The sequence below is a fragment of the Lysinibacillus fusiformis genome (genome assembly GCF_016925635.1).
Lineage (GTDB): Bacteria > Bacillota > Bacilli > Bacillales_A > Planococcaceae > Lysinibacillus > Lysinibacillus fusiformis_F.
In genome coordinates this window covers 3,358,649-3,378,948 of record NZ_CP070490.1, presented here as the reverse complement: position 1 = coordinate 3,378,948, position 20,300 = coordinate 3,358,649, and the positions used below count along the sequence as shown (strand labels likewise).

The window sequence follows — 20,300 nt, the reverse complement described above, 5'->3', positions numbered from 1 at the left end:
TTATCCCTTTTTTTGAGAGTTCTATTAGGTGTTTCGAAGGTTTTATCCGCTATTTTTAGAGTTTTTATTCTTCAATTTAAGCGTTCTATCTTTTACTTTAATTTGTATCCTTCACTTTTAGAATTCTATCCGCTACTTTAAAGGTTCTATCCCCTACTTTTAGAGTTGTATCCTTCAATTCAAAGCTTCTATCCACTTCTTTATTGCTATCCTTCACTTTTAGAATCCTATCCAACACTTTAAAGGTTCTATCCCCTACTTTTAGAGTTGTATCCTCCGATTCAAAGGTTCTATCCGTTACTTTTAGAGTTGTATCCTCCGATTCAAAGCTTCTATCCGCTTCTTACCTGCTATCCTTCACTTTTAGAATCCTATCCAACACTTTAAAGGTTCTATCCGCCACTTTTAGAGTTGTATCCTTCAATTCAAAGCTTCTATCCACTTCTTTATTGCTATCCTTCACTTTTAGAATCCTATCCAACACTTTTAAGGTTCTATCCTCTACTTTTAGAGTTGTATCCTCCGATTCAAAGTTTTTATCCACTTCTTTATTGCTATCCTTCACTTTTAGAATCCTATCCAACACTTTTAAGGTTCTATCCGCTACTTTTAGAGTTGTATCCTCCGATTCAAAGCTTCTATCCACTTCTTTATTGCTATCCTTCACTTTTAGAATTCTATCCACCACTTTTAAGGTTCTATCCTCTACTTTTAGAGTTGTATCCTTCAATTCAAAGTTTTTATCCGCTTCTTTATTGCTATCCTTCACTTTTAAAATTCTATCCAACACTTTAAAGGTTCTATCCCCTACTTTTAGAGTTGTATCCTCCGATTCAAAGCTTCTATCCGCTTCTTACCTGCTATCCTTCACTTTTAGAATCCTATCCAACACTTTAAAGGTTCTCTCCCTTTCAAACCTTCTATCCACCATTTCAACCATAAAAACAGCGAGGATACATTCATGCATCCTCGCTTTATACATTATTTAAAGTTTTTCAGTTTATCGCCAATGACATCACCGAATGAGAAGCCTGTGTTCTCTTCAGGTAATTCATAATCGATTACTTCTTCTGCTTCTGGATTTTCTAGTAATTCTTTAATACTTAGGGCTAGACGGCCTTCGTCAGCATTGACATCAAGTACCTTCACCTGTACCTCTTGTCCCTCTTTTAATGCTTCATGTGGCGTGTTAATGTGCTTATGCGCGATTTGCGATATATGCACTAAACCTTCAACACCTGGGAATACTTCCACAAATGCACCGAATGAAGTAAGACGCTTCACTCTACCGTCTAAAATAGTGCCTTTGGCTGCACGGTCTTCAATACTTGACCATGGTCCAGGAATAGTTTCTTTGATCGATAAAGAAATACGTTCATTTTCTGGGTCCACTGACAGAACTTTTACTTTTACATCTTGTCCTTCAGCTAAAACCTCACTCACATCACTCACATGCTCATGCGATACTTGTGAGATGTGTACAAGGCCATCAATACCGCCAAGGTCGATGAATGCACCAAATGATGCTAGACGCTGTACTTTACCATCCAATACTTCGCCAGCTTTAATTTGATTAATAACATTTTTCTTTTGTGAAGCTTTTTCTGCTTCTACCACTGCTCGATGAGATAAAATCAGGCGATTTTTGTCCTTATCAAGCTCAACAATTTTAAAGCTTAATGATTTCCCTTTATAGCCTTCAAAATCATCGACAAAGTAGTCCTCTACAAGCGATGCTGGTACAAAGCCACGTACACCTAAATCTACGACAAGACCACCTTTAACAATATCTTTTACTTCCGCTTCGAAAATTTCTGCAGCGGCAAATTGCTGTTCCAGTGTATCCCATGCTTTTAAAGCATCCACTTTACGTTTTGATAGAACAAAGTTTTCTTCTTCTACCTTTGTGATCATCAACTCTAATTCATCTCCTACAGAGATAACATCAGACGCTTTCTCAATGTGTAAGCTAGATAATTCACTAATCGGAACAATACCATCAAATGGAGCCCCTGGAATTGATACAGATACTGCCTTTTCATCAACTTGCGCGGCAATGCCTTTGACGATATCACCTTCGTTAAACGTTTGTTCTGCATAGTTCATTTCTTCAGACATATGTAACCCTCCTTCGCATCTTCCCTTACTATTTTATTCGATATTGAAGACAAAGACAAAAATAAATCCTTTAAATTCAAAAAATGTCTGAAATTTTAGGATTTATAGCATTTTTTCTTCTGCTAATTTTAAAATAGCTTGTGCTGCATCATCAATGGACAATGCTGTTGTATCTAAAAATAGAGCATCTTCAGCTTGAATAAGTGGCGATGCTTCACGCTCACTATCCTTTTTATCACGTAGCGCAATTTCTTCCTGAAGTTTTTCAAGAGAGGAGTCAATTCCTCTTTTTTGATTATCAATCAAGCGTCGTCTAGCACGTTCCTCTACTGTTGCAGACATAAAAATCTTTAACTCTGCATGCTTTAAGACATGTGTAGCAATATCACGACCATCCATGACAACCCCACCGTTAGCTGCAAGCTTTTGCTGTTGGGCAACTAATAGCTCACGAACTTTTGCATGGGCAGCTACTTGAGAGACTGATGAAGTGACCTCATTGGAGCGTATCTCCGCTGATACATTGTGACCATCTAAAAAGACAAGCTGTCCCTGTGGGGATGGTTTTAATTCTATAGTGCTTACTTCTAGCATCTCTGCCAATTTTGCTTCATCATCTAAATGTATGTTTTGTTGCATCGCTTTATACGTAACTGCTCGATACATTGCGCCTGTGTCAATGTAAGTAAATCCAAGTGCTTCAGCAACAATTTTAGCGATCGTGCTTTTGCCGGCACCAGCAGGCCCGTCTATCGCAATTTGAATGTTTTTCTTCATAATTCTTCCCCACTTTCTGTCACCTCATATTGTATCATATAACCCCAAAAAAGCCCTCTACCAGGAGAGGGCTTCAACAAAATATTCATGATGAACATTAATCATTAAAAGGATTCATTTCTTTACGACGATTGACTAATTGGCGTTCAAAGCAAAAACGTACAATATGCTGTTGATCGACGTCATCTGTATCCGTTAGCCGGATTGTCGCAATGCGTTTATCGTCTTTTTCAAAAATACGCACGATCAACGCATCCGTAATGACATATTTGACTTCTCCGTTGGCAAAAGGCAATACGATGGTTAATTTTACTTCATCACCCTCATTGAAAGCTACTTGACCTTTCAACATGACTGCTAAGCCTCCTGCACTAATATCCACAGTCACGAGCTGATATTTATAGTCTTTCAACTGAATAGCAACATCTACAGGTGTTTCCACACGAACGTATTCTCGTCGCTGAATTTTTATAAACTCTTCTGGTGTTGGACAATGCAACATAATCATTGGTATATTACCTGCTTTACGGCCAACTACCTCTGTATTAAAAGCAAAGGATTGTTTATCCTCAGTACGGAAGGTTGCTCTAAATTCTGAGCCATCTATTAAAAATGCCGTTTTCTTTGTTGCCATATTAACCGGATAATCAATATATAGAATATTATCTTTCTGCTCTACAACTTTACAGCGGAATTTCTCCAAGCGCTCTGTATAAGTTGGTTCAAGTTGTAAATGTGTACCAATTTTTATTTCCATGAGCATCTCCCCGTGCGAAAAATATAGTTTAATTATCTCACGAGAAGTTTATTTTGGCTATATCAATTGGTAGTATTTTCATGTTAAGTTAAGTTAGATATTCCACTTTTAATACATTATGGTTTTCCGCATCAATGACTATTCTAAATGTCTCCTGTGTATTACCATCACGCAATGCAATAACCTCATAGCAAAGACGTTGCTCAAATTGCCCATTATCTGTGTAAATATTTTTTACCTCTTGTACTTGAATATCGTCCTGGAAGAATGTTTTCCAATCAATGGGCTTAGCTGTTTGCTTCTTAATATTCTCTTCTTGAATATACTCCATTGCATTCGCACCTAACAGCTCGCCTGTGTCTTTCGCTACTTTCAATTGAACACCATCAGCGTAGATTAACGCATTATCTCCAGGATGGACTCGAGCAAATGTCACATGCCAAGCTTGATGATTTTCACGAGATTCCACATAGGCTACATCTTTCATGCCTAATTTCTTTACATATTCCTGAGCTTTTTTCATGACTTCCTCTTGTGATAATTTCGCTTCATCAACAGGACGTTCTACTAAATAGGATAATAAATGTCCACCCTTTTCTGTTAAATCAACATAGCCTAGTCGTATTCCTTGATGGAATTGGATATGGTAGAAAGGATATGGTGCTGTATCGCTACTTTTTGTGACTGTAAATGTTGCATCTTTAATGATTGGGAATAAGTATTTCACTTTTTCTAATGCTTCTTTTTCGGTAATAACAGCATCCTGTAATGCCTTTAACTCAATTTTTTTCTGCCAATCAGATTCCGATAAAGTTAACGGGAAATCTTTTTCGCCGTAGCCTTTTAGCGTATCTTTTACAGTATCAAATTGGGTATTTGGATTTTTATTATCTACCTGCTGTAGCCAAACATCCATTTTTCCATCATGCTTATAAAAATCGACGGTTGCTGCTGTCCATTCATCCGAAAGAGATTGTAAATTCGTTGAAACCTTAGGCATTTTCTCACGCCAAGCCTCATAATCACCTGTTTTTGCTGTCCTTTTTGCTTCATCGCCAAGACGCCCTAGATAGTTCATCCATTCACTCGAAAGTTCTTGTCCAATTGGAATATTCGCAATAGAAGAACGAACTTCTGAGCTTAAACGCCAAACCGAATCTAGCTCATTGTGAATCGCCTGCTCGTCTTGAAACAACAGGGATTGTGATACTGAGCGCTGAAGATGGGAAAGTTTCTCAGATGCATCAGTTAACTTATCTGTATACTGTGCAAGCACGGTACGTTGTAAATCTTCTTTATCTCCGTGTAAATCAATACTGTATGCCCCTAACCCAATAACGGCGATCGTTAAGACCACGAGCCAAGTTTTCATCTATGTTCCTCCTTTCTATGAACAGAAAATATGCTCTCCAATTTGTTTAATTTGTGGACGTGACCAAATCCATTTACTCGTTGCTGTTTTTGGATTGAAATAATACAATGCATTTTCAGAAGGGTCCCAGCCGTTCATAGCATCAATAACCGCTTCTTTTGCTCGCTCATTTGGCTCAAGCCAAATTTGACCATCTGCAACGGCCGTAAATGCCAATGGTTGGAAAATGATACCTGAAATGGTATTCGGGAAATCTGGGCTTTCCAAACGATTCAAAATAACCGCTGCAACTGCTACTTGCCCTTCATAAGGTTCTCCCCTAGCCTCTCCATATACCGCATTCGCGATTAGCTGTAAATCACGTTCTGTATATTTGGGAGGAACTTGTGTCTCTGTGCCATTATTATTGGTACTTCCACTGCTGTTGCCACTTCCACCACTCGTATTTTTTTTCACTTGCTGATCAAGTGGCTTACCACCATAATAAGTAAATTGATTCCCTGCATTTAATTGTGCCTTCACCCATTTTTCATCATAATCCGAATAGCCCGCTAACGCTTTTTTTGTCTTCGTGCCAGCAATGCCATCTACTGGTAATCCATAATTCTCTTGGAAATTACGTAAAGCCCAGTATGTGTTATAGCCAAATTTGCCATCAATTTTACTCTTATAAAAACCTAAGTATTGTAGCCTTGCCTGCAATTCAACGACATCATCTCCATAGGCACCACGAGTAATTTGCTGATCGCTAAATGCATTCGCATCGTTTTGAGGAATCGCAATTATACTAATTCCTAATATCAAAGCAAAAAGTATGCTTACTAAACGCACTTTTATCACTCCTTTTTTTATAGCTTGAAACAAAAGAAGTAATTTATACATGATAAAAAAGAAATAAAGCGTAGAAATCTTTGACGATTTCTACGCTTTATATTTTCTTTTGCATATGCAGATGTTGCACCAGATGATAATGAGCAAGCTTTACTTTGCGCAAGCCAAACCACCATAAAAACAACATAAAAGGAATCATTAAATAAACCCAGTGACCTTTGAATGATAATATTGTATTGTATAGAATGTGAAGTACGACTGGTGCACAAAGCGCCATAGCAATCATTTCTTTTGTCTTAACAAGTTTTGAAAACTTAGCACGTCCATAATAATAGCCCATTACGACCCCGAATAAAGCATGACTTGATACTGGTAATAAGGCTCGCATGAAGGCAGTGTCCAAGCCAAATGACAGTAAATAAAGAACATTTTCAATCGTTGCAAAGCCAAGTGAAATGCTGGCACCATACAATATACCATCGTAAGGGTCATCAAATTCTATATGATTGTAGATGGCAATTAATAGTACAAACCATTTAAAAAACTCTTCAATGACACTAGAAAAAAGTACGTCTTGAAGATAAAGATATCGAAAAACCCCTTCCTCTGTTAATACATACTGTAAAAACATGATAGGGAACGTTAAAAATGCGCCGTATAAAAACGTTTGTAGTAAAGTTCTTCTTGGCTCCGTAGCCATCTGATTGCGCAAATAGAAATAACTAAAAAGCGCTAGACCGGGAGCAATGGCAGCAGATAATAAAATGATCATGATGCCGGCTCCTTTCAACAATAGACTGCTATTATTATACCATGTAATGACAAAAAAACTTTTTAAAAGGAGATTTATTTTTTATGAAAAAGACAATTTTATTAATTCATACAGGCGGCACAATCTCCATGGCGATGAGTGATGAAGGAGCGGTCATGCCAAATAAGGAAAATCCTCTTATGAAGGAAAGTAATAAACTGGCTTCACTAGCCCGCATCATCGAAATAGAAGCTTTTAACCTTCCTTCTCCACATATTACACCGAAAGAAATGCTCTTATTACGTAACTTGATTATGGAACAAATTGACGCACAACCAATTGACGGTGTGGTCATCACACACGGTACGGATACATTGGAAGAAACCGCCTATTTCTTAGAGCTAACAACGAACTTAGCCATTCCGATTGTGCTAACAGGTGCCATGCGTTCATCTAACGAACTAGGAGCAGATGGGATTTATAATTTAGTGGAAGCAGTCCGAGTAGCCGTTGATGAAGAAGCCCGTGATAAAGGTGTGCTTGTTGTGATGAATGATGAGGTTCATCTTGCTGTTAACACAACAAAAACAAGCACTAGTTCAGTAAATACTTTCCAATCTCCACAATACGGACCGATTGGAATTATTACAAAATCACGCATCTTATTCCATCATGCACCAATTCGTCGACAATATGTAGATGTGAACAATTTATCCAAGCGTGTAGCGATGTTAAAAGTGTATGCGGGTATGGAAGAAGATTTATTGGATGTCGTGCTTGCCTGCAAATATGATGGCGTTGTACTGGAAGGGCTAGGCCAAGGGAATGTCCCACCATCTGTTGTAAAGGGTATTGAAAGCCTTTTACAGCGAGACATCCCAGTAGTACTAGTTTCCCGCTGCTTTAATGGTATTGCAGAAGGTGTTTATGGCTATGTGGGTGGCGGTAAAATGCTCGAAGACTTAGGCGCAATATTTGCCACAGGTATCAATGGTCAAAAGGCACGATTAAAATTATTAATAGGCCTTAACACAACAGGCACGCCTTTAAACTTAAAGGACTTCTTCCTGTAAAGCTAAAGTATCTCTAATCATACTTCGATCACCTGTTCATAATAGCTCAATATCTCGCTAAGTCGAGCAAAAGCTTCATCAAAATCTGGTTGTATCACAGAAATTTGAATGAAATTCTTTTGGCGTAAATACTGGCTTTCACCATGAACGAATAGTCCGTTCAATGCTAAATCAAGAAGTAGGTTAGCATAAGTATTAGGCAATTGAACCGTTATCAGCATCGGATATTGCATTGTTGGATATTGATAGTGCATGATTGGTAGCTGCAGCAGCGATTGAAAGCGTTGCTGTAGCTGCTCATAGCGTGCTGGATAGGCTTGCAATGCCGTACCCACATTGCCCAGTAATACAGCAGGTAACGTAAATGGTATGGCACCTTGCTGATAATTTGCTAAATCAAGATAAGCAGGTAGTGTAGCAGATGAGGGTGCAAGTGATTGTGAAAACACAAATGCTAGCCCACTTAACGCACCAATGGCCTTGCCACTCACAGCCGTAGCTAAATAGCAGTCTTGTAAGGAAAATGGCATGGCACCGAACGAACTGATACAATCTATACATAACTTTACATTGTATTGTTTAGCTAGTTTATTCAGAAGGCCTAAGTCATTACAAGTTCCTGTGGAAGTCTCCCCATGCACTGCCAGCATCCACTGATAAGACCCCGTTTCAAGTAGTGAAGCCAGTTCTTCGCCATCAAATACTGTACCCCACTCTTTTTCTACCACCTCAAAATGTAATGACCAACGAGCGGCTTGCTTGCGTAAACGCTCACCGAATTCGCCATTTGTTAGAATAAGCCCCTTCCCTAATTGCTGTGCCTTTAGTTGAGCAAGCATCACTTCATTTGCCATCGTTCCTGTCCCAACGATTACACCAACATGATGGGCATTCGATAAATACAGCAACTTCTTCTGTACTCGTTCATAAAGCGCATTAAAAGGTAGCGAACGATGGGATAACTCGGAATAAGCGATTGCTTCTAATTGCTTCACTGGCCCTGGATAAAATGTAGAAGGTGCCGTCGTTAGTCTATGTTGTAATGATTGCTCAAATTCATTTCTTGTGAGCACCATCGGTAAAAACAATGCATCCTCTACTCCGACAGCTGGCGCAAACTGTTTAAAACCCATCTGCTTATACAGTTTTTCCTCTCTCGTAGTACCTGAAATCACTGCAGCAGTATAGCCTTTTTCGTAGGCAAATGTAGTTAAGGCTTGTGTAAGTTTCAATAATACTCGACCCGTTCGATAACCTTTCTTCACTGAAAGTAAACGAATTTCACAAAGTTTCGCACAATTTCCCTTCGATAAATACTGTTCAACCTTACCAATCTTTTCATCAATCGAAAATGGTCGTTGATCTCTAAACGCGACCATGCCAATTAATTCTGTTTCCTTATAAACAACGACATACGTATTTTCCTGGTGAAATCGGTCCACTTTTTTTCTTGTTGGATTTACCTCATGCTGAGGAATTTCTTCCACAAATGTTTCATAATTCAATCGAGCGATCGCCTCAAATTCCTCATTTGTTTGGGCAATTTTACACCAATACATTTCTTCACGTCCCTCTTTTCAATGACTCCTGAATATTAGACATATGCTTAATAAGCATGCACACGATGGCCACGATTAAAAGTCCATACGACTCTATTTTCCCCGTTTGAATAATTGCACCTATATAGAAAATAAAGCCTCCAACCATGCCAAGCGTCAAACTTCTTGTAAACGCAGATAGAAGTACTGTACCAATGATCATCCATAAAAATAGGCTCGGTGATAAGGCAAGACCAACACCAATAAAACTAGCTACACCTTTTCCTCCATTCAATTTCAGCCAGATTGGAAATAGATGTCCTATGATTACCCATGCAGCCCCACCAATAATGACCCATTCATCCAAATGCAACATATAGCCCAACCCGACTACCAGTACACCTTTCAATGAATCACCGAGAAAAGTCCAAAGAAAGGCCCCTTTCCCAATCACACTACCCGCATTACGCGCGCCTAAATTTTTACTACGCTCTTCCTGCAAATTGACACCATATATCTTACCAACGAAATAAGCAGTCAAGATGTTTCCTATTAAATAACTCAAGAGCCAATACAAGCCAATCAATGCGTTTCTCCTCTCTAAAAAGGCTGTATAAGCTACATGCCTATACAGCCTTGATCATTATTTTTTTCTCTGTTCAATAATTCGAGCGATACATTCACCATGGAAACGGCCATTTTCAATAAAAATTTCATTGGCATTATTTCCTGCTGCAATCACACCTGCAATGAATAATCCTTCCACATTGGTTTCCATCGTTTCAGGCGTAACATAAGGACGCCCCGTTTCTTCCTCTATCTCCACTCCCATTGCTTTAATAAAGGAATGATCAGGATGATAACCAGTCATAGCAAAAACGAAATCATTTTTTACTACCTTCTCTTGACCTTCTACTTCTAAAACAACCTCATGCTCTCGTATTTCTACTACATTTGTATTAAAAAGCATGTCGACTTCTCCAGTTTTGACTACCCCTTCAAATTCAGGTAGTACCCACGGCTTGATGCTTGGAGAATATCCACTGCCACGATAGGCAACCGTTACACGAGCGCCCGCTTTATTTAATTCTAACGCGGCATCTATCGCTGAATTTTTACCACCTATCACAAGAATATCCGTATCAAAGAATTCATGTCCCTCTTTAAAGTAATGGAATACTTTAGGTAACTGTTCACCTTGGATATTTAAATAATTTGGATGATCATAATAACCTGTTGCAATGATAACATATGGTGTTTCATACGTATCCTTATCAGATGTAACAGTAAACCTATCCTTATTTTTTACAACACTTTGTACTTTTTCGAAGCGATTAACTTGTATATTTTTTAAACGGACAACCTCTCGATAGTAGACAAGGGCTTGATTGCGTTTCGGCTTACGTCCTTCAATTATAAATGGCACATCACCAATAGCTAACCGTTCACTCGTACTAAAAAATGTTTGATGTGTAGGGTAATGATAGATGGCATTCACGATATTTCCTTTTTCAATCACAATAGGTTGTAATCCAATATTTTGCAAAGCTATTGCTGCTGCTAAACCACATGGGCCTCCTCCAACAATAATTGCATCTGCTTGCTGCATTTCTTGACACTCCAATCGAATTTGAACAGCAAAAATTACTGTTCCATGCTTTCACATTATCATAGAATAGACGATACCTTTTTATTATACGCCTTCTCATAGGATTTGGTTGGTTATTTACTCGAAATATCAATGTCAATAATATGACATTGCGGTTTCGCACCAAGTCGAAAAGGCACTAATGTCGTCCCATAGCCATTACTTACTAAAGTCATAACACCATCACGCTGACGATAGGAACCATTTGGATGGACACCATATGGGCCGAATCGGATTTGCCCTCCGTGTAAATGTCCCCCCATCATTAAATCCGCACGAAACTTTGCACGAACTTTCGCAAAAACCCCTGGATTATGCGCAATGAAAACAACTAAATCCTGTTCTCCTACCTTGGCAAAGGCTTTTTCGAAGCTATATTCTTTTACGGTTGTATCCTCAATTGCACTCAACCAAAAGCGATTTTTCAGCGGAAGAAGTATGGCATCATTGACAATTATTTGAACCTGATATGCCTGTAAAATGTCCTTCAGCTTTTCTTCCCCAATTTCTCTGTCATTATTGCCCCAAATAAAATAGGTTGGTCCCAGGGACGTTAATAATGTTAAATTTTCATGAATACGATCAATTGGTGTACGGCTATCTGCAAAGTCACCGCCAATAATTACTGCATCAAAATGCTGTCCCTGTAACTGTGCAATCATTTTCTTACTTATTTTACGTAAATGAACATCTGAAATAAAAAATAATCGTACCTTTTCCTGTTCACCTTGTAATGAAAGCTGGTGAGACAATACATTATTTTCATATGCCACCTTCCACATATAGAGTAGAAGGGCGATGACTACCAAAAGAAATAGCCCTAAATATAGCATTTTCTCACTTCTCCTTACGACAGCAAAAAGGCGATTCGTTTCTTAAGAAGAATCGCCTTTTTGCTAAATCAGACGTACGTTTTGGTGTGAACGTTTGTCTGTTATTTTATACTAGAAAAACTATATAACCATAAAAAATTCTATTAAGGTAGCTTAATGACTTGCCCAACCATGACGGTATTAGAAGACATACCATTGGCAGCACGAATTTTAGCTAAAGTCGCTTCACTGCCATCGCCATAATGATTTAATGCAATTCGGTATAAGTTCTCATTTGCTTTTACAGTATGTGTACTTGCTTTAGCATTTTGCTTTGCTTCTTGCGCTTTTCTAGCTTCTTCTGCTTTTTTGGCTGCCTCTGCTTGTTGTTGAGCTATTCTCGCTTCCTCAGCTTTTCGAGCTTCTTCTGCTTTTTTTGCTTCCTCTGCCTTTTTAGCCTCTTGTGCTTTTTTCGCCTCTTCAGCAGCTTTTTGTTCAGCTGCTAATTTATCGGCATCTTTTTGAGATTGCTCCTGAGCCTTCTTATCCCCCTGAGCGTCTTGACCCTTATCATTTTTATCTTTATCAGACGCAGATGCCTCTGAAGGATCTAATTCGACAACCTGTTCAGCTGTATCCTTTTCAGCTTGCTCAATCGTTTTTCCTGGTTCATAAAATTTCCAAAAATAGATGAGGATCGTTAATGGTATCAAGATAAAAATAACAAAAAGAATCGTCATTAACGGTGTTTTACGTTTCGAATTTTTTGGCTTTTTGTTTTTATTACCATTTTTATTCATTCTGGAAACTCTTGATAAGGATTGCTGTTCTTTTTGCTCATCTTCAAATGATTGACGATGCTCTTCTATTTTATCGCGATAATCTTCTTTATTCATTCGCCTTTCCCCCAACCTTACTACGCTTTCTATCATCTCTATTATGACGAATTTTACGAAAAAAGTAAATGACCGTCAGTTTTAGTCTAAATACCCATTAATAGTTGCTGCAATCGACTTTCCCATGATGCCATTTCTACTTTCTTCTTCTCTTTTAAGCGTGTTTTCTTGATTACATCATAATGGATTCCACAATTTTCACAACAGTTTTCCGGTTTTTCCTGCAATTTTTGCCCAAAATACCCGACTAAATGTTCACGAATACAGTCTTTTGTCTGTATGATTTTAAGCATTTCATTCACTGCATGGTATTTCTCTAGGGCTAAATGATTTAGTCGAGCTTTTACTTGTTCCGTAGACTCTCGTTGAACCCAATAGTCTAACACACGGAAAGCCGTCTCACTCAACTCCCCATTTTTTAGCATTTGGGCTGGCTGTATTTGCTGGGATAGCAGCTCCTGATAGCGATCTACATGGTGTAGTGTTGGTAAATCGCCTGTCACAACAAATTTAGCTAGCTCCTCATCACCATCACTATACAGTAAAATGGCAAGTGCAGATTGACCATCACGCCCTGCACGTCCAATCTCCTGCATATAATTCGCTATATTGGCAGGCATTGATTCATGAATGACCTGCCGTATATCAAGCTTATTGATTCCCATGCCAAAAGCATTCGTTGCGACAATCCAATCCAATTCACCAGCTATAAATTGCTGTTGGATAAATTGACGGTCCTCCGCCCCATAGCCAGCATGATAGGCAGCGACACGAATGCCTGCTTGTAAAAAGGCTTCGCTATATTGTTGCGCACGTTTACGTGAGGAAACATATAAAATACCAGGACCCTCCGTTTCTGTAATATGCTGCATAAGCCATCTAGCTTTATCGGCCTTATCCCCCACTATTACACGACCTAGATGAATATTTGGGCGGTCAACATTATACATAAACTCGAATGGCGCTTTGAGAGATAAAGTTTCTCGTATATCTCGAACAACCTTATTGGTTGCCGTAGCGGATAATGCCAACATGGGTGGACGATTTTCTCTCGATAACCATTCACCTATCCGTAAATAATCAGGTCGAAAATCAAAGCCCCATTGTGATATACAGTGCGCCTCGTCTACTACGATTAAACCTAGCTTCATCTGTGCCAGTTTATCCTGTACCTGCTGCTGGAGCAACATCTCCGGTGAAGTAAAAATAAAACGATATTGCTCTAAATAATGTAATACATAGCGTTTCTCTGTTAGAGATAAAAAGGAATTTAAAGCTACCACCCTCTTTTCCCCAAAACGCCGGAGCTCTTCCACTTGATCCTGCATTAAGGAAAGTAATGGTGAAACAATTAACACTGGCTTCTCTAACATATAGGCTGGTAGCTGGTAGCAAAGTGATTTTCCCATTCCTGTTGGCAACAACGCAATGACATCTTGTTCTTGCAGTAAAGCCTCAATGACCTCTTTCTGCCCTGGTCGAAAGGATGAGTAACCAAAATGCTTATGCAATAATTGTTCAAGCTCCATTTATACTTCTCCTTTCGCAAGGACAAGCCTTAATTGAAAATAACTCATATCATTTAAAGCTTCATGTAATATTTTCAATTTTTTTGTTTGATATTGCTTCGATGCCTGCCACACTTTTTGAGCTTCTTCATAGGAGACGAATGGGCCAATAGAAAAGTTCGGTTCGTACATGGCTAATTCCACAAAATGATCCTCAATTGTACTTTGTTTTAGCTTTCTCATTTGAACAATTTGCTCCATCGAATAACCTTGTTCATATAATTGTGCGGTTTGTTGCGCAGAATCTGTTAGCAATATTTTAACTTTTATTCCTTCTGTCACATGCCCCAGCAATGGATAATCATCCATTTTTTGTTGCACTTCATTTAATAATATATGTAGGGTTTCAATAAAAGCCAATTGACTATCTAGCACGGTTTCCTTCCGTTCATCTGCAAGCTGTTGCCATGTCCATCCTGGTAATTGATAACCACTTAAACGATAGAGAACAAGCTGTTTGCTTGCATCTGAAACAGGGAGAATGTTTAGCACGTGGTTACATTCTGCCAATAATTGCTGCTGCAAATGCCCTCCCTTGTAATGATGTTCCTGTAAAAATGATCGCACCCATGCTTGAATCATTGTGTCTCTACTAATCGGTGAAAAGGCACGAACGGCTGCGGCTTGATGTGACAAACTTTGCACAATAAGAGAGAGCCTTGCAAAGAACACATGCTCATTTCCTCGATAGTGCCAACCATCAAAGAAAAAGGTTGGCGTTTGTTGTGCATGTTGTAATCCTAGCTTTTCCATGTAAAAATGACCAGATTCCTGCACTTTTAACCAACTATATTGCATAAATAAGGTTACAGCCTCGTCAAATGTAGGACGAGATAGTTTAGGTAACAGACCAAAATATTGATGCAGTTGAAAAAGACCAATATCTTGAATTGTCTGGCCTGAACGCTTCCCTCTTAGGACATGATAGGCAGCCGAAATCGTCCGCTCCTTATTGAGTTTTTGAAAGATTTGCAATAGAATTTGATGAAACATTGACGCAAATTCCTCCAATTTAATAGTATTTAAGTTGAAATGTAAGATAAACATCTTTAAAATGAGTATGAAGCTTTGTAGGAACATCGTTAAAGGAGAGAAAAAAATGGCTAAATACACAATAGTTGATAAAGATACATGCATCGCTTGTGGCGCATGTGGAGCCGCAGCGCCAGACATTTATGATTATGATGATGAAGGTATTGCCTTCGTTATTTTAGATGATAACATGGGAACTGCTGAAGTACCAGAAGATCTATTAGAAGATATGCAAGATGCTTTTGAAGGTTGTCCAACAGACTCTATCAAAGTAGCAGACGAAACGTTCGATGGCGATTCATTAAAATTCGAATAGTCTTCAATTGATGTATACCCTAGAAGGCATCCTTCAATGGATGCCTTCTTAATTGATTAAAATACTGGTTAACTTTTGCATCAAGATAATAAGCATATGGTCCATTGCTATACATACCAATCTATTGGAGGAATGTGAATGTTTGAGCAGTTACAAGTTGAGCATAGTTTATTTTATATTGACCAAGACCATATGAATAGATTTAAAAATCTTGCTGCAAAATGGCAATCGATATTTCCAGATGTGTGTGCGAAATGTTTGAATACAGTAGACGCATGGGCAAACGTGTTAAATAACTGGGTTTTCTTAAAATCACAGCAGACCGATGAGCTCATTCTCAATCCTTCTAAAGCCATCTACTATTCCATCAATACATTCTTACTAGATGAGCTTCAAAAAATTCAAATAATTCAAAAAATAAAAGAATGTGAGAATGATGATTTTCAGTATTTTGCTGCTTTCCAATTAGGAAATGCAATTGATTTATGGGTGTATAATACACTTAAAAAAAGTGCAGAGTCTGATTTGTTAAAATCTCAAAATCGAAAACCTTATTTCCTCGCTTTTTTAGACGATGATTTTCAAACTGACAATGCTTTATTCCATAAAAATCAAACAAGAGCAATCAAAATATTGGCCCAGGTCATTCGGTCACAAAATTGCTTTAGAATCACTGTCAGCAGTGCCATTAATCGAGCAGTAGATATGTATGATCATTATGTAACAAAATAAAATAGCACACTTTTCAATTCGTCTCTACTGTGAAGAGATGAATTTTTTTTGCTCTGTAAACTGCGTCTCTTTTCATCTTGTTATTGCAACGATATTTTATGTATGATAAGATTTTAGTAGTTGGTACTAATAACAGATATTATCTCACAAAGGAGTTCTTCATAATGATGGATAATTTATTACAATTAAAAGATAAGAACATTGTTGTCATGGGCGTAGCAAATGATCGCAGTATTGCTTGGGGCATTGCAAAACGCTTATTTGACGTTGGTGCAAATGTCATCTTCACGTATCGTCAAGAACGGTCATTAAAAAAATTACAAAAACAATTAGAAAATATCGGACAATTTGATTCCCTTGTTGTTCAATGTGATGTGAATAGTGATGACAGCACAAAAGCAGCTTTTGATGAAATCGGCTCAAAGGTTGGCATTATTCATGGGATTGTGCATTCAGTGGCTTTTGCGCATGCAGAAGATTTACACAACCGTTTCCTTGAAACAACTCGAGAAGGCTATGCATTCGCACAAGATACAAGTGCTTATTCACTTATTTCCACAGCAAAAGCAGCTCATCCATATATGACAGAGGGTGGCTCTATCGTTACGATGAGTTACCTAGGAGCAGAACGAGTGCTTGATGGCTACAATGTTATGGGTGTGGCAAAGGCGGCATTAGAGGCTTCTATGCGTTATTTAGCTGCTGATATTGGCCAGGATAATATTCGCGTCAATGCTATTTCAGCTGGTGCGATTCGTACACTTGCTGCAAAAGGTGTTCCTTCCTTTAACACAATTTTACACAAAATCGAAGAAACAGCTCCTTTAAAACGTAATGTTCAACAAGACGAAGTAGCAGATATGACGATTGTGATGCTATCTCACCTATCACGTGGTGTTACTGGTGAAACAATCTACATCGACGCTGGCTACAATATTATGGGTTAACAATAAAGAAGTATGGAAGATGCGTCATCTTTTCCATACTTCTTTTTCTTTTTTATAGCATTGTCCATATCGTTTGGATCAATAAAATGAAACCTGCTGCTACTAAGAGAACATAAATTAATATTCTAAACAGCTTTTGATTTAATCTAGTAAATAACATCTGTCCAAAAATAAGTCCTAAGAAAACAATGGGCAAGGCATACATACTATAAACCCAAACCATTTTACTTGTGCCCTCAAAAATGACTTGAGAAAGTAAGCTAATAAGATAGATAAAAATATAGTAGGCTAGTGAAACTGCTCTAATGGTTTCTTTATTTCTATGTGTGCTCGCAAAATAGAGTAACAGTGGTGGTCCCGCCATCCCAATACTGGTTGTGAACATACCTGATATAAAACCAACGCCATAATCCCTACTCCTTGTTTGTTGAATAGAGAGATTTTTAATCAAGAGAATGGTAAGCCCTATTAGTAGGATGGCAATGAGTAACTTGAATGTCGTCACATCGACTAAGGCAAAGAGTAGGCTACCAAAAGGAGCTCCCACAACACTACCGATCATCACCTTCTTAAGCAACGCTACATCAATATCCTGTCTCACCTTCCATATAAGAGAAAATGAAATAACAAGGGACAGTATTATATTTATTTGCATCGCCTCTTGTGGTGAAAAAAGCAACAGTAAAAAAGGCGTGGCCATAACGGAAAAACCAAATCCCGTACTGGTTTGTAAAATAGAAGCTGCTAGGATAATGAAAAAATATAAAAATAATTCCTGCAAAATGACACCTCACATCATGTTGTGATACGTTGTCTAACAATGAATCTCTTTAATAAGAATGATAGTACACAAGCAATGAATAAAAACAGCGCAATCATCGCTATAACACCTATCCAACCATATTTCATCCAAAAAACGCCACCTATTGTTCCTCCAACACTCGAACCAAAATAATAGAAAAATAAGTAGAGTGAGGATGCTTGTGCTTTATCGTGTGATGCCCGTTTGCTTACCCAACCACTTGCGATTGAATGAGCTGCAAAAAAGCCAAAGGTAAAAATTGTTATCCCTATAATCTTTAAAGTAAGGAGTCCATTGAGTGTCACTAAGGCTCCTGCAAACATAATGGCAATGGCCAGCAAAAGCATTTGTTGTCGTCCATAACGATCAGCTAAACTACCAAACCATGCTGAGCTAAATGTCCCGACTAAGTAAATGACAAATATCCAACCTACAATTGTTGCACTTAAATTATAGGGAGGCGCCATTAATTTAAAGCCAATATAATTATAAAGTGTGACAAAGCTTCCCATTAAAAGAAACCCCATCCCATAAAGACATAGCATAGAAGGATCTCTTAAATGTTGCAGTAGGGTTTTGGTCAATGCTTTTAATTGTAAAGGTCGTGCGCTAAAATGTTTGGAGCTTGGTAACATCCAGACAAACAATATACTAACAAAGAGGCTAATTCCTCCAAGCACCATCATGCCTGTATGCCAGTTATAATGGTCCGTTAATGTACCAATAATAACTCGTCCACTTAGCCCCCCTACTGAATTACCGCTAATATATAAGCCCATGGCAACCCCTAAGCTTGATGGTTCCATTTCTTCTCCTAAATAAGCCATGGCGATTGCAGGCAAACCAGCAAAAACGATACCTTGTACAACACGCAAAACTAAAATTGTTTCAAAATTAGGTGAAAATGCAAGTGCCAAGGTCAGAATAGAAGCTGCAAAAATAGAAATCGTCATCAATGATTTTCTTCCCCATGCTTCTGATAACGAACTGACAATGATTAAACTCACTGCTAACGCAAAGGTAGTTACTGAAAGAGATAAACTTGCTACAGCTGGTGAGACGTGAAATACTTCTGAAAATGTCGGTAGTAATGGCTGCGTTACATATAGGTTAGCAAAAGTAATAAAGCCTGCTAAAAATAAGGCCCAATTCGCTTTATGAAACGCCCTCGTACCCTTTTGTATATAGTCCATGAAATGCTCTCCTTCACTTCTTCCACATGCTACTATTATTCTAATACAATATTTCGTAAAACACACGTCTCCCTTGTCAAAAATTAGACAAAAACGTTTTCATTTTTCACTATGAATAGCAAATTATAATTGACAAATAAAAACATCCCAACTTTATTTAATCGTCCTTTAATAAAAAATAAATAGTTATTTTGACTTGGCAAATATTGTGCTACAGTAAAAGTAATCATCTAGAACCATTGTCACAATGAAGACAGATGACATAACCATTTTCATTGACTAGACTTGGAGGAATTTTTATGAAAATTATTGAAGCTTTAGCCCTTGCAACACCTTATATTCATCTAGCATTAAAGCAAGAAGCCATTGTAGCTGTTGTCGAAAAGGAAAGTGAAACAGTCGTTAAATATTTAGCAGGTAAACGTGTGGATTCAGGCTATCATGATGGACAAAAAGTGAATGCCAATGACCAAAATGTTTTCATCGCCTTTAATGGACAAAATGCAGATGTGGTGATACCAGAGGATGTTTACGGCGTAGCAATCAATGCTTTTTCATTCCCCATTCGTGAAAATGGTCAAGTAGTAGGTGCATTAGCTTTTGGCTTACCAATAGATAATGAACTCAAGCTTGAAGATTATATGGGTACGATGGATAAGATCGTCAACAGTCTACAGGATAAAGTACATACAATTGCTTCCCATTCTGAGGAATTAGCGGCCACTAGTGAGGAAATTAATAAGCAGGCACAACATGCTCTAGAGGATTCTGAAAAAACAAATGCCGTGACAGATTTAATTAAAAGCATTTCTCGTCAAACTAATTTACTAGGTTTAAATGCATCCATCGAGGCTGCTCGCGCTGGACAGCATGGTGCTGGCTTTAATATTGTGGCGCAGGAAGTTCGAAAACTGTCCTTCGAGACATCTAGCGCTACTGAAAATATAGAGTCGTCCTTACGGAATATTAATAGAAATCTAGATAATTTAAAGCAAAATATGGGACAAATCAATGATGCAACGAATGAGCAAGCACAGCTCGTACAGGATTTCAGCGAAATTATTGAAGAGTTAACCGTACTTAGCCGAGAAATGAAAGGCTTTATGCATAATGCGTTAAAATAAAAATGAGGTGAAT

The 20,300-nt window shown here is 38.2% G+C and carries 21 protein-coding genes; 5 read left to right on the top strand and 16 right to left on the bottom strand.

Annotation, left to right across the window (positions count from 1 at the left end; all coding sequences use genetic code 11):
• Positions 1-343 precede the first annotated feature (343 nt).
• The 7 genes from JTI58_RS24905 to prsW all read right to left on the bottom strand — a co-directional run bounded on the left by JTI58_RS24905 (position 344) and on the right by prsW (position 6,627).
• Positions 344-790 carry a hypothetical protein gene (locus JTI58_RS24905; RefSeq protein ID WP_243456083.1) on the bottom strand — a complete coding sequence of 149 codons (447 nt, stop codon included), beginning with the start codon at positions 788-790 and terminating at the stop codon, positions 344-346.
• 191 nt (positions 791-981) lie between these two features.
• Positions 982-2,118 carry a 30S ribosomal protein S1 gene (gene rpsA / locus JTI58_RS16425; RefSeq protein ID WP_205442347.1) on the bottom strand — a complete coding sequence of 379 codons (1,137 nt, stop codon included), beginning with the start codon at positions 2,116-2,118 and terminating at the stop codon, positions 982-984.
• Between the two features lie 102 nt (positions 2,119-2,220).
• On the bottom strand, positions 2,221-2,895 hold the full coding sequence (cmk, locus tag JTI58_RS16420) for a (d)CMP kinase (RefSeq protein ID WP_205442346.1): 675 nt from the start codon (positions 2,893-2,895) through the stop codon (positions 2,221-2,223).
• A 97-nt stretch (positions 2,896-2,992) separates the two neighbouring features.
• Positions 2,993-3,652 (bottom strand): flagellar brake protein, encoded by a 660-nt coding sequence (locus tag JTI58_RS16415; RefSeq protein ID WP_205442345.1) that lies wholly within the window; start codon positions 3,650-3,652, stop codon positions 2,993-2,995.
• Positions 3,653-3,740: 88 nt separating this feature from the next.
• On the bottom strand, positions 3,741-5,024 hold the full coding sequence (locus tag JTI58_RS16410) for a PepSY1/2 domain-containing protein (protein ID WP_205442343.1): 1,284 nt from the start codon (positions 5,022-5,024) through the stop codon (positions 3,741-3,743).
• Positions 5,025-5,039: 15 nt separating this feature from the next.
• Positions 5,040-5,855 carry a spore cortex-lytic enzyme gene (gene sleB, locus JTI58_RS16405; RefSeq protein ID WP_205442341.1) on the bottom strand — a complete coding sequence of 272 codons (816 nt, stop codon included), beginning with the start codon at positions 5,853-5,855 and terminating at the stop codon, positions 5,040-5,042.
• 97 nt (positions 5,856-5,952) lie between these two features.
• On the bottom strand, positions 5,953-6,627 hold the full coding sequence (prsW, locus tag JTI58_RS16400) for a glutamic-type intramembrane protease PrsW (protein WP_004232588.1): 675 nt from the start codon (positions 6,625-6,627) through the stop codon (positions 5,953-5,955).
• Between the two features lie 83 nt (positions 6,628-6,710).
• Here prsW and JTI58_RS16395 point away from each other — a divergent pair, with 83 nt between their 5' ends.
• Positions 6,711-7,679 carry an asparaginase gene (locus JTI58_RS16395; protein ID WP_205442340.1) on the top strand — a complete coding sequence of 323 codons (969 nt, stop codon included), beginning with the start codon at positions 6,711-6,713 and terminating at the stop codon, positions 7,677-7,679.
• A gap of 17 nt (positions 7,680-7,696) precedes the next feature.
• On the opposite strand, the gene JTI58_RS16390 is transcribed toward JTI58_RS16395, so the two are convergent.
• The 7 genes from JTI58_RS16390 to JTI58_RS16360 all read right to left on the bottom strand — a co-directional run bounded on the left by JTI58_RS16390 (position 7,697) and on the right by JTI58_RS16360 (position 15,134).
• Positions 7,697-9,238: an aminotransferase class V-fold PLP-dependent enzyme gene (locus JTI58_RS16390; RefSeq protein ID WP_205442339.1), complete on the bottom strand. Its 1,542-nt coding sequence runs from the start codon at positions 9,236-9,238 to the stop codon at positions 7,697-7,699.
• A gap of 4 nt (positions 9,239-9,242) precedes the next feature.
• A complete protein-coding gene (locus JTI58_RS16385) occupies positions 9,243-9,803 on the bottom strand; it encodes a glycerol-3-phosphate acyltransferase (protein ID WP_205442338.1) in 561 nt (186 codons plus the stop codon).
• 57 nt (positions 9,804-9,860) lie between these two features.
• A complete protein-coding gene (locus JTI58_RS16380) occupies positions 9,861-10,826 on the bottom strand; it encodes a YpdA family putative bacillithiol disulfide reductase (protein ID WP_205442337.1) in 966 nt (321 codons plus the stop codon).
• Between the two features lie 113 nt (positions 10,827-10,939).
• Positions 10,940-11,698 (bottom strand): metallophosphoesterase, encoded by a 759-nt coding sequence (locus JTI58_RS16375; RefSeq protein WP_205442336.1) that lies wholly within the window; start codon positions 11,696-11,698, stop codon positions 10,940-10,942.
• Between the two features lie 143 nt (positions 11,699-11,841).
• A complete protein-coding gene (locus JTI58_RS16370; RefSeq protein WP_205442334.1) occupies positions 11,842-12,573 on the bottom strand; it encodes a LysM peptidoglycan-binding domain-containing protein in 732 nt (243 codons plus the stop codon).
• An 86-nt stretch (positions 12,574-12,659) separates the two neighbouring features.
• On the bottom strand, positions 12,660-14,102 hold the full coding sequence (locus JTI58_RS16365; protein ID WP_205442333.1) for a RecQ family ATP-dependent DNA helicase: 1,443 nt from the start codon (positions 14,100-14,102) through the stop codon (positions 12,660-12,662).
• A complete protein-coding gene (locus JTI58_RS16360; RefSeq protein ID WP_205442332.1) occupies positions 14,103-15,134 on the bottom strand; it encodes a YpbB family protein in 1,032 nt (343 codons plus the stop codon).
• 106 nt (positions 15,135-15,240) lie between these two features.
• Here JTI58_RS16360 and JTI58_RS16355 point away from each other — a divergent pair, with 106 nt between their 5' ends.
• The 3 genes from JTI58_RS16355 (at position 15,241) to JTI58_RS16345 (ending at position 17,168) form a co-directional block, all read left to right on the top strand.
• On the top strand, positions 15,241-15,489 hold the full coding sequence (locus JTI58_RS16355) for a ferredoxin (RefSeq protein ID WP_004232564.1): 249 nt from the start codon (positions 15,241-15,243) through the stop codon (positions 15,487-15,489).
• A gap of 138 nt (positions 15,490-15,627) precedes the next feature.
• The gene (locus tag JTI58_RS16350; protein WP_205442331.1) at positions 15,628-16,221 is read left to right on the top strand and encodes a hypothetical protein; all 594 of its coding nucleotides are present in this window, start codon (positions 15,628-15,630) and stop codon (positions 16,219-16,221) included.
• 164 nt (positions 16,222-16,385) lie between these two features.
• Complete coding sequence (locus JTI58_RS16345; RefSeq protein WP_205442330.1) at positions 16,386-17,168, top strand: enoyl-ACP reductase FabI; 783 nt, start codon at positions 16,386-16,388, stop codon at positions 17,166-17,168.
• A 52-nt stretch (positions 17,169-17,220) separates the two neighbouring features.
• Here the strand turns inward: JTI58_RS16345 and JTI58_RS16340 are convergent, their stop codons facing one another.
• Both JTI58_RS16340 and JTI58_RS16335 read right to left on the bottom strand, forming a co-directional pair.
• A complete protein-coding gene (locus tag JTI58_RS16340) occupies positions 17,221-17,949 on the bottom strand; it encodes a sulfite exporter TauE/SafE family protein (RefSeq protein WP_205442329.1) in 729 nt (242 codons plus the stop codon).
• A gap of 14 nt (positions 17,950-17,963) precedes the next feature.
• Positions 17,964-19,163 carry an MFS transporter gene (locus JTI58_RS16335; protein ID WP_205442328.1) on the bottom strand — a complete coding sequence of 400 codons (1,200 nt, stop codon included), beginning with the start codon at positions 19,161-19,163 and terminating at the stop codon, positions 17,964-17,966.
• A gap of 299 nt (positions 19,164-19,462) precedes the next feature.
• Here JTI58_RS16335 and JTI58_RS16330 point away from each other — a divergent pair, with 299 nt between their 5' ends.
• Positions 19,463-20,287, top strand: a complete 825-nt coding sequence (locus JTI58_RS16330) for a methyl-accepting chemotaxis protein (protein WP_205442327.1) — start codon at positions 19,463-19,465, stop codon at positions 20,285-20,287.
• The last annotated feature ends 13 nt before the right edge of the window (positions 20,288-20,300 follow it).